This is a genomic window from Megasphaera sp. SW808, assembly GCF_012027795.1.
GTDB classification, from domain to species: Bacteria; Bacillota; Negativicutes; order Veillonellales; family Megasphaeraceae; genus Megasphaera; species Megasphaera stantonii.
Window position 1 is genome coordinate 1 of record NZ_SJOT01000041.1, and the last position, 12,535, is coordinate 12,535.

Sequence of the window (12,535 nt, forward strand, 5' to 3'; positions counted from 1 at the left end):
CCATGAAATGTTCACGGGCAAGAAAGCAAAGCTCGTTCCGATGAATCTGGAAGCTCTGCAGCGCGGCATTGCCTGCGTTGAAGGCTGATATACGCCTCCTTATAATCTTATAATAATGATATGCAGAATGTCCCGGCAGTGCTGCTGCAGCTCTGCCGGGGCTATTCTGCACTGCTTGCAAAAAAAGTGAAAAAATCTATTGACAGATTACAGGAGGCATGATATTATGATTAAGCGTTCTGATGAACGGGCCGACACAGGGAGGGTTCGAGAGAACTTCATCGAAGTTCTTAAAAAAACTTTCAAAAAATGTGTTGACAAGCACTGACGAAAGTGCTAAAATAAATTTCGTCGTCATGCGGAAGTAGCTCAGTGGTAGAGCACCACCTTGCCAAGGTGGGGGTCGCGAGTTCGAGCCTCGTTTTCCGCTCCATATTTCCTCTTTGAGAGGAAGCTATTCCTCAATAGCTCAGTCGGTAGAGCAATCGGCTGTTAACCGATTTGTCGTAGGTTCGAGTCCTACTTGAGGAGCCAATACAGGGGTATCGCCAAGCGGTAAGGCTACGGACTCTGACTCCGTCATCGTTGGTTCGAATCCAGCTACCCCTGCCAAATTTATGATCCACTAGCTCAGTCGGTAGAGCACCTGACTTTTAATCAGGGTGTCCCGAGTTCGAATCTCGGGTGGATCACCATCATTTACTCTAGCATGGCCCCTTGGTCAAGTGGTTTAAGACACCGCCCTTTCACGGCGAGAACATGGGTTCGAATCCCGTAGGGGTCACCACTATCCGGGCGATTAGCTCAGCTGGGAGAGCGCCTGCCTTACAAGCAGGATGTCAGCAGTTCGATCCTGTTATCGCCCACCAATTTTTTTACAAGACATACACTTCGGTGTATGTCTTTTTTTGCATGTATGACGTGTATTGGAAAAGACGCTGCGTACCGAATGGCTGTCGTCGCTTCCTTTTGTATATGGGGATATTCTTTCTTCAGCGAATTCTCATCTTCTCCAGTCGGGAGCAATACATCCTTTCATTCTGCTGCTGGTCTTTAAGATAGCACATAAACTCATGTATGATAGCATAAATGCATAATAGTATATTATAAAATGATTAACTTTCATGCCGAATTGTTCGTATTATTGCAATAAGCAGGCGAAACGTATTTGATTCGACTCCATTTTGTATTATAATAAAGCTGTCAAACATTCATTTTTAAGATTTATTTAAGGAGTGGTTCCCTCATGCGATTTACTGAAGATTTGAAAGCCCGTGTTGCGAAAGCGCAGAAGAAGATTGTTCTTCCGGAAACGAGCAGCCCCCGAGTACTGAAAGCTGCCGAACGTGTTTTGGCCGAAGGCTTTGCCAGAATTGTCCTCGTAGGCAAACTGGAACAAATCAAAAAAGATGCTGCTAAATACCAGATTGACCTTACGGGCGTCGAAGTTATCGACCCGGCAACGTATTACCGCATGGATGAATTGTGCGCATATTTTGCAAAACGCCGCGAAAAGAAAGGCATGACGCCGGAAAAAGCTTACGAAATTATGGTTAACAACTATACCTTCTTCGCTGCTGGCCTCGTAGCTCTCGGCGATGCTGACGGTGTTGTATCCGGTGCCGTTACGACGTCTGCTGACGTTATTCGTGCCGGCCTTCAGGTCGTAGGTCCTCGTCCGGGCAACAAGACCGTATCCAGTGCCTTCATTTTGCTGACCAATACGCCGCAGTACGGCGATAACGGCATCCTCGTACTGGGCGACTGCGGTGTTATTCCCTATCCGACAGCAGAACAGCTGGCTGACATCGCCTGCATCTGCGTGGAACGTGCTGAAAGAACCGTACAGATGTTAAGACCTCGCGTTGCTTTCTTGTCCTACTCCACCATGGGCAGCGGCAGCGGCGATTCCGTCGACAAAGTTCGTCAGGCTGTACAGATCTTGAAAGACCGCGGCGTAGAATTCGACTTCGACGGTGAAATGCAGGCTGACGCCGCTTTGGTACCGGAAGTTGGCGAACGCAAGGCTCCGGGCTCCAAGGTTGCCGGTCATGCCAACGTTCTCATTTTCCCGAACCTCGATGCTGCTAACATCGGTTACAAGATGGTTCAGCGTTTTGCCAACGCAACGGCTCTCGGCCCCTTGGTTCAGGGCTTGGCAAAACCGATCCTCGACTTGTCCCGTGGCTGCTCGACGGAAGACGTCGTAGACGTTGTTGCCGTTTGCTGCTCCGATGCAATTACGGCAGATATCATGAAAAAACAGGCCGCTCATCCCTTCGAAGGCTAAGAGCGACAGACTGCGCCGTCTATAGCGGCGTGCGTAAAACAGCGCATACGATATCGTGTGCGCTGTTTTTTATATCCTTATATTTCGTTATTTTTTAGCTTCCCGCAGAGGGCCTTTTTGCATAACCGACTTCGGCCGGCTCTTCTTTTCCATTTTCTGTCAGCGTTTTACGCGGACTCGCTTGTTGCCGACGACCATGGAACGGCTCAGCGTGCGATAGGCCATATACGTAAAGAACAGAAAGCCGAAGAGGAACACGAGGGCGTATTCGTCGGTCAGCGTTTCGTGCTGCGAGTAGTAGTAGGCGCATCCCAGCGTGAGGAGCAGACTGGCGTACATCGACAGGACGGAGCACCAGGTGCGCTGGCCTCTGTCGCGGACGGCGTAAAACTCTCGGTATTTGATGTACAGGGCGATGGTAGAAACGACGAGGACGACGCCTGCCGCTGCCGGGACGATCGGACTGATTTGAAGATATAAAGAAACTAATAGGAGGACCATGAGCAGAAAGGTCCAGAGAAAGATGTATTCCTGCAGCCGAAGCTCTTCTTTCGGGTCGTCAGCAGCCTGCTGCCGGCGGTCTTTTCGTTTTTGTGCCATATGAAATCTCTCCTTGCTTATATAGTAATGTCCTTATTATAGCACAACCTGCCGGGAAGAGCAGGGCTGCCTTATATTGACAGGGCTCTTGCCCCATGATATGTTAAATGAGGATAGTTGATATACAAGCGCAGATATCCCGACTGCGCGGCAGCAGGCCGCGGCGAAAGGAGAGATAGACGATGAACGCTGTAAAAACCTATGACGTCATCATTATCGGGGCTGGGCCGGCCGGTATTTTTACGGCTCTGGAGCTGGCTGATACGGGCCTGAGCATTCTCATCGTGGAAAAGGGGCAGGACATTCGCGAGCGCATTGCGACGAGCCGCAATAAGAACGCCCTGCCTAAGGATAAGGTCCGCAATGTCGTGTGCGGCTGGGGCGGCGCCGGCGCCTTCAGCGACGGCAAATTGACGCTGACGACGGAATACGGCGGCAATTTGGACGATTACATGTCGAAGGCCGAGCTCATGGAAAAAATAGCCTATGTCGACGACGTATACTGCCGCTTCGGCGGCGCAGACCGCAAGGTATACGGCGACGAACATAAGGAGTGTATCCGCCAGATGCAGCGAAAGGCCGCGGCGGCCGATTTGCGGCTTATTCCGGCGCGGATACGCCACCTCGGTACGGATGTAAACGCTCAGATACTGACGAATATGCGCGATTTCCTCGACGGCAAGATCGACATCATGGCCGATACGGCCGTAGACCATATTGTCGTGGAAGACGGTCAGGTACGGGGCGTCGTCATAAAAGACCAGCTGTACGCCTGCCGCTACCTGGTCTGCGCGCCGGGCCGGGAAGGTTCGGAATGGTTTGTCGGCGAGGTAGACAAGCTGGGCCTCAAGCTGACGTCCAACGCCGTCGATATCGGCGTGCGCGTAGAAATGCCGGCGGAAATTTTAGAGACGATTACCGACATAGTGTACGAATCGAAGCTTATCTATTTCAGTAAGTCCTTTGACGATAGGATTCGTACCTTCTGCATGAATCCCTACGGCTTCGTCGTAGAAGAAAACAACGACGGCCTCTTGACGGTCAACGGCCACAGCTACGCCCACAAGCGCAGCGAAAACACGAACTTTGCCATCCTTGTGTCGAAGAAGTTCACCGAGCCCTTCCACGAGCCGATCAAGTACGGCAAGTACATCGCCAATTTGGCCAATATCCTTGGCGGCGGCGTCATCGTTCAGCGGCTGGGAGATCTTCTCGACGGCCGCCGCTCGACGCCGGAGCGTATTCTGCGGGGCCTCGTGCGGCCGACGATGCCTGACGCGACGCCGGGCGACTTGTCCCTTGTCCTGCCGTACCGCCACCTGCAGGACATCAAGGAAATGCTCGAAGCGCTGGACAAGGTGGCTCCCGGTGCCAATTCGCGCCATACGCTGCTGTACGGCGTAGAAGTTAAATTTTATTCCAACCGGCTGGAACTGAATCACAAATTGGAAACGAAGATTCCCAATTTCTTTGCCATCGGCGACGGAGCCGGCATTACGCGGGGGCTGGTGCAGGCCTCGGCAGCCGGCGTGACTGTCGGCAAGGAAATCCTGGCACGGGAAGGCCGGTAAGCCGTATCCTGCATGGATACAGATGCTGCAGAAGGGAGGTGCCGGCTATGGATGAAATGGTGAAATTGACCCAAATGGCGTCCTGCTCGGGGTGAGGCGCTAAGATTGGTGCCGGGGAACTGGCGCAGCTGTTGGAAGGTATTCCAACAAGATATGACGAACGGCTGATTGTCGGCTATGATAAAAGCGACGACGCGTCGGTATACGTCGTCAGCGAGGAGCTGGCCTTGGTGCAGACTGTCGATTTCTTTCCGCCCATCGTCGACGACCCGTTCTTATTTGGACAAATTGCAGCGGCCAACGCCCTGAGCGACGTGTACGCCATGGGCGGCGAGCCGAAGCTGGCTATGAACGTCATGTGCATCAATTCGCAGATGGGAAAGGAGGCCGTCCGGGCGATCCTGCAGGGCGGCTATGACAAGGCTTATGAAGCGGGCGTCCTCATTACAGGCGGCCATACTATAGAAGACAAGGAGCCCAAATACGGCCTGTCCGTGACGGGCTTCGTCCATCCGCAGAAGCTCCTGCGCAATTCGTCGGCCCGCGAAGGCGACGTCTTGATTTTGACCAAGCCCTTAGGCGTAGGCATCCTCATGACGGCAGCCCAGGGAGATATGGTGGAGGACGGACTGCTGCGCAAGCTGTACGATCAAATGGCCCAGCTCAACAAGGCGGCTAGGGATATCATGGTCCGCTACGACGTCGGCGGCTGCACCGACGTGACGGGCTTCGGCTTTTTGGGCCACGCTTTTGAAATGGCCCGGGGAAGCGGCCTTACGCTGCACGTCATGGCGGGAAGCGTTCCCTATTACGGTGAAGCCTGCGAGATGGCTGACATGGGCTTTATTCCCGCCGGCGCCTACCGCAACCGGGCTTATACGGACGGGCAGGTCATCGTCAGGGGTGACATCGGCCGGGCTATGATGGACGTCCTGTACGATCCGCAGACGTCGGGAGGATTGCTCATCGCCGTTTCGGAACGGGACTGCATGGCCTTGCTGCAGGAATTGCAGTCGGCCATTCCCTGCGCGGAAATCGTAGGCTATGCGGCGCAGCGCGAAGACGGCGCGCTCATCATTGAATAAGGAATAAGAGAACCGCTGCAGGAGATAGGGGCTCCTGCGGCGGTTTTTCCCTAAAATAAGGGCTCTTTGCCGATGAAATGCGCACTTTGCCCTACCTTTGGTATGGTAAATAGTGTATAATAGCACTGGTGAGTTTTTTACAACCGTACTCATGAACTAAAAAGGAGAGATTCAACGTGATTGAACGCTATACGAAACCGGAAATGGGTCAGATTTGGACAGAATTCAACGAATGGGATACGCTGAAACAGGTAGAAATCCTGGCCAGCGAAGCCCAGGCTGAGCTCGGCAACGTGCCGAAGGAAGCGGCCAAGGAAATTCGCGAAAAAGCGAAGTTTTCTGTCGAACGCATCCATGAAATCGAAGCGGAAACACATCATGATATTGCCGCCTTTGTTTCCACCCTTTCGGAAAACATCGGCGAAGCCGGCAAATATGTTCACCTGGGCCTGACGTCGACAGACGTAAAGGATACGGCCATGGGCTATATGCTCAAGCAGGCTTCGGATATCCTCATCAAGGATCTGGAAGATTTCCGCGACGTTCTGCGCCGCCGCGCCGTTGAATTCAAATATACGCCCTGCATCGGTCGTACCCACGGCATCCATGCCGAAGCGACGACCTTCGGCCTCAAGCTCTGCAACTGGCTGGCTGAAACGGAACGCAACATCGAACGCATGAAACGGGCAAAGGAAACGATCGCCGTCGGCAAGATTTCCGGCGCTGTCGGTACCTACGCCGACGTCGACCCCTTCGTAGAAAAATACGTCTGCGAACATTTGGGTATCGCTGCGTCGCCGATTTCGTCCCAGACGCTGCAGCGCGACCGCCATGCAGAATTCGTGACGACACTGGCCGTCATTGCCAGCTCCATCGATAAATTCGCTACGGAAATCCGCCACCTCCAGCGCACGGAAGTCCGCGAAGCGGAAGAATATTTCAGCCCCAAACAGAAGGGCTCGTCCATCATGCCGCATAAACGCAATCCTATTACGTGTGAACGCATGTGCGGCCTGGCCCGCGTCATCCGCGGCAACGCCCAGGCGGCGCTGGAAGACGTAGCGCTCTGGCATGAACGGGATATTTCCCATTCGTCGGTCGAACGGGTTATTCTGCCGGACAGCACCATTGCCCTCGACTACATGCTCCAGACCTTTACGCGCGTCGTCGACCGCCTCATCGTATATCCGGAAAAGATGATGCAGGACCTGAACCTGACGGGCGGCCTTATCTACAGCCCCATCCTTCTCAACACCCTCGTCGAAAAGGGCGCAGTCCGCGAACAGGCTTACCGCTGGGTACAGCGCAACGCCATGAAGCGCTGGCTCGAAGGGGAAGATTTCCTGGAAAACCTCAAAAAAGACGAAGATATTGCTAAATTCATGAGCAATGAAGACATCGAAGCCTGCTTCGACGTTCATAAGATGCTCAGCCATGTCGATACGATTTTTGCCCGCTTTGGCCTCTAATTCGCCTACAGGCAAGATAAAAGGCAGCTCCGTTGCGAGCTGCCTTTTTTTAACAAATGAAATCGGTTAGGAGTTCTGCGGAAAGGAGCGATGGACATGTATTACTTTGACAACGCCGCGACGACGGCGCAGAAGCCGCAGGCCGTGGCCCAGGCCGTGTACGACGCCCTCAGCGGCGGCCTGCTGGGCAATCCTTCCCGGGGCGCCCACGCCTATTCGCTGCGAGCCTACGGGTTAGTGCTGCAGGCGAAGGAATTGATTAAGACGCTGTTTCATGCCGGCGAGGCGTACGACGTGGCCTTTACGCATAATTCCACGGCGGCTCTCAACATGGTGCTGAAAGGGCTGCTCGGAGCGGGTGATCACGTCCTGACGACGACATGGGAACACAACGCCGTCCTGCGGCCCCTGTATCAGCTGGAGCAGCAGGGAACGGCCGTCGATTTTATCGGCTCGGAAGCCGGCACGGGGGCCCTGCGGTACGATGAACTGGAACAGAAGCTGCGGCCGTCGACGAAGGCCGTCGTGTGCAACCATGCATCGAACGTGACGGGCAACGTCATGGACTTGGAACGCGTCAGGGCCTTCTGCCGGAACCATTCCCTGATGCTCGTCGTCGATGCGTCCCAATCGGCCGGGGCCTATCCTATCGACCTGTCTGACGGCGTCGTCACAGCCCTGTGCTTTACAGGCCATAAATCGCTCTATGGGCCGGGAGGAACGGGCGGCGTCTGCATCCGAAAGGACGCGGAGGTGTGGCCGTATATTACGGGCGGCGACGGCGTCCATTCCTTTGACCACGAACAGCCGAGGGATATTCCGGGCGTCTTCGAAGCAGGGACGGCCAACGTCGCCGGGATTGCCGGCCTGGCTGCAGGCGTGCAGGTGCTGCTTGACGAAGGCTTAGAGGCGGCAGTCCGCCATCAGGATCGTCTGGGACGCATCTTTACGGAAGGGATTCGGGAGCTGCCGAACGTCATGCTGTACGGCGACTTTTCCGGCCCTCGCGTCGGCGTATACGCCCTGAATGTCGGCGACGCCGATTCGGCTCTGGTCAGCGATATCTTGTGGGATCAATACGGCATGGCAACGCGGTCCGGATTTCACTGCGCCCCGCTCATGCACGAGCAGCTCCATACGGAACAGCGCGGCGCCGTGCGCTTTTCCTTTTCCCGGTTTACGACGGAAGACGGCGTCGCGGCGGCCGTACGGGCCCTGCAGGATATTGCCGCCATGGAGACGTGAGGCCGGCGGAGAATGATGAAATAGAACGTATCGTATAAGGAGGAATGGAAACATGTTTAAAATCGATATGACGGGCAAGGCCTGCCCCCTTCCCGTAATTCAAACCCATAAAGCCCTGAAGGAACACGACGTAGTGGAAACGATTGTCGATAATAAAATCGCGACGGAAAACTTAAAGCGCCTGGCCGATCAGCTGGGCTGCACGTATACGCTGACGGAAGAAGCGCCGGAGCGCTACGTCGTCGTCCTTGCCAAGAACGGGCAGGCGGCGGTCTCGTCTCCGGCAGCCGAAACGGCGAAGGCCGCCGATTCGTATATCGTCGTCGTCAATTCGCCGTACATGGGCGTCGGCGACGAGGCCTTCGGCAAAAGCCTGCTCAAGACCTTCCTGTATACCCTGACGGAGCAGGACGTCCTGCCTCAGTGCGTCGTCTTTTACAACGGCGGCGTGCCCCTGGTAACGGAAGGCTCGGAATCGCTGGAAGATCTGCAGAAGCTGGCGCAGATGGGCGTGCCGATTTACGCCTGCGGCGCCTGCCTCAATTTCTACGGGCTGACGGATAAAGTCGCTGTCGGCGAAATCACGAATATGTACCGCATCGTCGAATTGATGCGGACGGCCGACCGTATTGTCAAGCCGTAGGAGGGCCTATGGAAACGTATGGCATCGCTTTGTTTTACAATACGAAGGACGCGATGCAGGCCGAGGCGGAAGCCAAGCGGCGTCAGCTCAAGGCCCGCATCGTGCCGACGCCGGGAAAAATTTACGCCAGCTGCGGGTTTTCCCTGCGCTACGACCTGGAGGAGGAAGCGGCGCTGACGGCGATGCTGGCGCAATGCGGCCTTTCCTGCGAGAGCTTGTATCATGCCGTGCGGGACGGATTGAAGGTGTCTTATGAAAAACCGGGAGGCGGTGCGTAAATGGCAAGACATATCGTCATCGGGACGGCCGGCCACGTAGACCATGGCAAGACGACCCTGGTAAAGGCCCTGACAGGTATCGATACGGATACGACGAAGGAAGAAAAGCGGCGGGGCTTGACGATTAACCTGGGCTTCGCCTATTTGGATTTGCCCGACGGCACGCGCGCCGGCATCGTCGACGTTCCCGGCCACGAGCGATTTATCAAGAACATGGTCGCCGGCCTTCCCGGACTGGGCATGGTGCTGCTGGTCGTAGATGCCAATGAAGGCGTCATGCCACAGACGGTCGAGCATATGGATATCTTGACGCTCCTGGGAATCGAGAAGTATCTCGTCGTCATTACGAAGGCCGATACGGTCGACGAAGATATGCTGGAGCTGGTCAAGGAGGATATTCGCGCCAAGCTGGCCGATACGGCAGCTGCCAACACTGACATCGTCGAAACGGACGCCCTTACGGGCCGGGGCCTTTCGGCCCTCGTCGCCAAGATACAGGCGATGACGGAAGGGCTGGCGGAACGTGGCTCCAACGGCGCGGCCCGGCTGAATATCGACCGCGCCTTTTCCGTAAAAGGCTTCGGCACCGTCGTGACGGGGACGCTGCTGGACGGCGCCGTGTCCGTCGGCGACGAGCTGTTTTTATATCCGGAGAAGCGGGCCGTGCGGGTCCGGAATATACAGGTTCATGAGCAAAACGTCGGACAGGCCGAGGCGGGCCAGCGGACGGCGCTCAACCTAGCCAATATAGGGACTGATGAAGTTTGCCGCGGCGGTGTACTGTGCGCTTCCGGCGATTTGACGCCGACGAGAATGATCGACGCCAAGGTTTCCTGCTTGAAGCGAGCGGGCTGTCCGATTCAGATGTGGGACCGCCTGCGCCTCCTCGTCGGGACGCAGGAAGTCATGGTTCGGGCCGTCCCCCTGGGCGTGGAGTCGATTCTTCCCGGACAGGAAGGCTTTGTGCAGCTGCGGCTGGAAGGGGATGAAATCGTCGTCAAGGCAAGGGATCGATTTATCCTGCGGACCTTTTCCCCGATGCACACCCTAGGCGGCGGCGAAGTACTGGACGCCAATCCCCGCAAGCACCGCCGCTTTAAGGAAGCCGTGCTGGAGAGCTTAAAAGCGAAGGACAGCGGCAGCCTCGACGAAGGGCTCTGCGATTACCTGCTCCACAAGGCGAAATCCTTTGCCCGTCAGGCCGACGTGCAGGCCGCCTTGGGAGCAGATGCCGCCGTACTGGACGCTGCTGCGGCCCGCCTTTCGGAAGAAGGCGTTCTGTACGAGACGGCAGCCGGCTATATCCATCGGGAGGCGTATCAAAAGCTTAAAGGCCGTGCTGTGCAGTTCCTGCTGGCCTATCACAAAGAATATCCCCTGCGTCCGGGCATGCCCCTCGGCGAATTCCGCTCCCGCTTGGGCGGTTCCTTGTCGGAAAAAGAAGCCGGCGAGATCCTGCGCCTCATGGAAGGGGACGGGAGCTGCCGCATAGAGGCCTCTGTCGCAGCGGCCAGCCGGTTCCGCGTCGTATTTACGCCGGAGCAGAAAAAGGCTCGTGATGCCATGACGGCGGCCTTAATCCAGTCGGGTTATACGCCTGTAAAGATCAGCGACTTGAGCGCTCCCTGGCCGGATGGCCGGGCTGTGCTGGAAGCCATGCGGGGGAAGACGGCTGTGGTCTTATCGCCGGAGTACGCCGTAGCGCGCCAGGCCTATGACGATGCCGTGCGCCGCCTCTGCCGCTACGTGCGGGAAAAGGGGCCCATTGAGCTGGCTGCCTTCCGCGATCTCTTAGGTATCGGGCGCAAAGGGGCCCTTCAATTACTGGATTACATGGATGAACAGCACGTGACGCGGCGCGCCGAAGGAGGGCGAGTCCTCGGCGACGGCGCAGATTGTATAGAAAGCAGGTGAGGCAATGAAACAAGATACAAGACAGCTGCTGCGGCAGCTTCCCAAGGTAGACGTACTGCTGCAGCGTCCGGCGCTGGCCGAATGGGAACAAAACCTGTCCCGCAGCCTGATAAAACAAGCTGTACAGGACGTATTGGCCGGACTGCGCCGGGACATTTTGGCCGAACGCCGCCGCGACGTACCGGCAGAGGACGAGCTGGACGGCATGGTACTGGCCTATTTCCGCCGGCAGAAATCCCTGCGCCTGAAAACAGTCGTCAACGCCACGGGGACGATTCTTCACACGAATTTGGGCCGGTCTGTACTGAGCGAGGAGATTGGACGGCACGTAGGCGAAATCGCCGCGTCGTACTCGAACTTGGAATACGATCTGGACGAAGGGCGCCGCGGCTCCCGCTATGCCCACCTGCAGTCGCTGCTCAAAGAGCTGACCGGAGCGGAAGACGTCCTCGTCGTCAATAACAACGCCGCCGCCGTATTGCTGGCCCTGACGTCGATGACGCAGGGGAAGGAAGTCGTGATTTCTAGGGGCGAGCTCGTAGAAATCGGCGGCCTGTTCCGCATTCCCGACGTCATCGCAGCCAGCGGCGGTACGATACGGGAAGTCGGGACGACCAATAAGACTCACCTGTCAGACTACAGCCGGGCCGTCGGCGAAGGTACCGGCGCGATTATGAAAGTCCATACGAGCAATTACCGCATCATAGGCTTTTCTGAAAGTGTGCCCGCCCAGGAACTGGCCGAGCTGGCCCACGCCAACGGTTTGCCCCTCATCAACGACCTGGGCAGCGGGTTATTCATCGACATGCGCCGCTTCGGCCTGCCCTATGAACCGACTGTAAAGGAAGTCCTAAAGCAAGGCTGCGACGTCGTCATGTTCAGCGGCGACAAACTCCTCGGCGGGCCGCAGGCCGGCATTATCGTCGGCAAGGCCGAGTATATCGAGCCGATGAAACAGCACCAGCTGCTGCGGGCCCTGCGGGTCGATAAGATGACCCTGGCCGCCTTGGAGGCGACGCTGCAGCTGTACCGGGACGAAGACCTGGCGATACGGTCTATCCCTGCGCTGCAGATGCTGGCGCGGACCCAGAAAGAATGCCTGCGGCGAGCCGATGTGCTGGCCCAAATGCTGCGGACTACTGACGCGGCCCTACAGGTGCAGACCGTGCCGGTCCGCGACATGGTCGGCGGCGGTTCCTATCCGGAATATACGCTGCCGGGGTACGCCGCCGCCGTCGCGTCAGAAGGCCTGACGGCGGCAGAATTAGAACGCCGCCTGCGCCATGCCGAAGTCCCCGTCGTCGCCAGAGTGCAGCAAGACCGGCTGTACCTGTCCGTACGGACGCTGCGGGACGACGAATTTCCCCTGATCTGCACGGAAATTGCCAAGGCCGTAGCCGAAGGATAACGTAAAAACAGCGAAGACCGCGACTACGGGTC

At 56.6% G+C, this 12,535-nt stretch carries 10 protein-coding genes and 6 tRNA genes; 15 read left to right on the forward strand and 1 reads right to left on the reverse strand.

Annotated elements, in window-relative coordinates:
• Positions 1–358 precede the first annotated feature (358 nt).
• From E0L13_RS11300 to pta, 7 genes are all read left to right on the forward strand, one after another.
• Positions 359–433 (forward strand) — tRNA-Gly (locus E0L13_RS11300).
• A gap of 25 nt (positions 434–458) precedes the next feature.
• Positions 459–534, forward strand: a tRNA-Asn gene (locus tag E0L13_RS11305).
• A gap of 4 nt (positions 535–538) precedes the next feature.
• Positions 539–612 (forward strand) — tRNA-Gln (locus E0L13_RS11310).
• Between the two features lie 7 nt (positions 613–619).
• Positions 620–695: transfer RNA gene (locus E0L13_RS11315), tRNA-Lys, on the forward strand.
• A 16-nt stretch (positions 696–711) separates the two neighbouring features.
• Positions 712–787 (forward strand) — tRNA-Glu (locus E0L13_RS11320).
• Positions 788–793: 6 nt separating this feature from the next.
• A tRNA-Val gene (locus tag E0L13_RS11325) sits at positions 794–869 on the forward strand.
• A gap of 377 nt (positions 870–1,246) precedes the next feature.
• A complete protein-coding gene (gene pta / locus E0L13_RS11330) occupies positions 1,247–2,290 on the forward strand; it encodes a phosphate acetyltransferase (protein WP_168062485.1) in 1,044 nt (347 codons plus the stop codon).
• 159 nt (positions 2,291–2,449) lie between these two features.
• On the opposite strand, the gene E0L13_RS11335 is transcribed toward pta, so the two are convergent.
• Positions 2,450–2,890 (reverse strand): hypothetical protein, encoded by a 441-nt coding sequence (locus tag E0L13_RS11335; RefSeq protein ID WP_168062487.1) that lies wholly within the window; start codon positions 2,888–2,890, stop codon positions 2,450–2,452.
• 182 nt (positions 2,891–3,072) lie between these two features.
• Between E0L13_RS11335 and E0L13_RS11340 the strand changes: the two genes are divergently transcribed.
• The 8 genes from E0L13_RS11340 to selA all read left to right on the forward strand — a co-directional run bounded on the left by E0L13_RS11340 (position 3,073) and on the right by selA (position 12,503).
• Positions 3,073–4,461 (forward strand): NAD(P)/FAD-dependent oxidoreductase, encoded by a 1,389-nt coding sequence (locus E0L13_RS11340; RefSeq protein WP_168062489.1) that lies wholly within the window; start codon positions 3,073–3,075, stop codon positions 4,459–4,461.
• Between the two features lie 47 nt (positions 4,462–4,508).
• Positions 4,509–5,546, forward strand: coding sequence for a selenide, water dikinase SelD (gene selD / locus E0L13_RS11345; protein ID WP_168062491.1), 1,038 nt, complete (start codon positions 4,509–4,511; stop codon positions 5,544–5,546).
• Positions 5,547–5,722: 176 nt separating this feature from the next.
• Positions 5,723–7,015 carry an adenylosuccinate lyase gene (purB, locus tag E0L13_RS11350; protein WP_095629692.1) on the forward strand — a complete coding sequence of 431 codons (1,293 nt, stop codon included), beginning with the start codon at positions 5,723–5,725 and terminating at the stop codon, positions 7,013–7,015.
• A gap of 96 nt (positions 7,016–7,111) precedes the next feature.
• Positions 7,112–8,260, forward strand: coding sequence for an aminotransferase class V-fold PLP-dependent enzyme (locus tag E0L13_RS11355; RefSeq protein ID WP_168062493.1), 1,149 nt, complete (start codon positions 7,112–7,114; stop codon positions 8,258–8,260).
• A gap of 52 nt (positions 8,261–8,312) precedes the next feature.
• Positions 8,313–8,903 carry a sulfurtransferase-like selenium metabolism protein YedF gene (gene yedF, locus E0L13_RS11360; RefSeq protein WP_168062495.1) on the forward strand — a complete coding sequence of 197 codons (591 nt, stop codon included), beginning with the start codon at positions 8,313–8,315 and terminating at the stop codon, positions 8,901–8,903.
• A gap of 8 nt (positions 8,904–8,911) precedes the next feature.
• Entirely contained in the window at positions 8,912–9,181 is a 270-nt protein-coding gene (locus E0L13_RS11365; protein WP_168062497.1) for a DUF3343 domain-containing protein, read from the forward strand.
• Entirely contained in the window at positions 9,182–11,095 is a 1,914-nt protein-coding gene (gene selB, locus E0L13_RS11370; protein WP_168062499.1) for a selenocysteine-specific translation elongation factor, read from the forward strand.
• A gap of 4 nt (positions 11,096–11,099) precedes the next feature.
• Positions 11,100–12,503 (forward strand): L-seryl-tRNA(Sec) selenium transferase, encoded by a 1,404-nt coding sequence (gene selA, locus E0L13_RS11375; RefSeq protein ID WP_168062501.1) that lies wholly within the window; start codon positions 11,100–11,102, stop codon positions 12,501–12,503.
• The last annotated feature ends 32 nt before the right edge of the window (positions 12,504–12,535 follow it).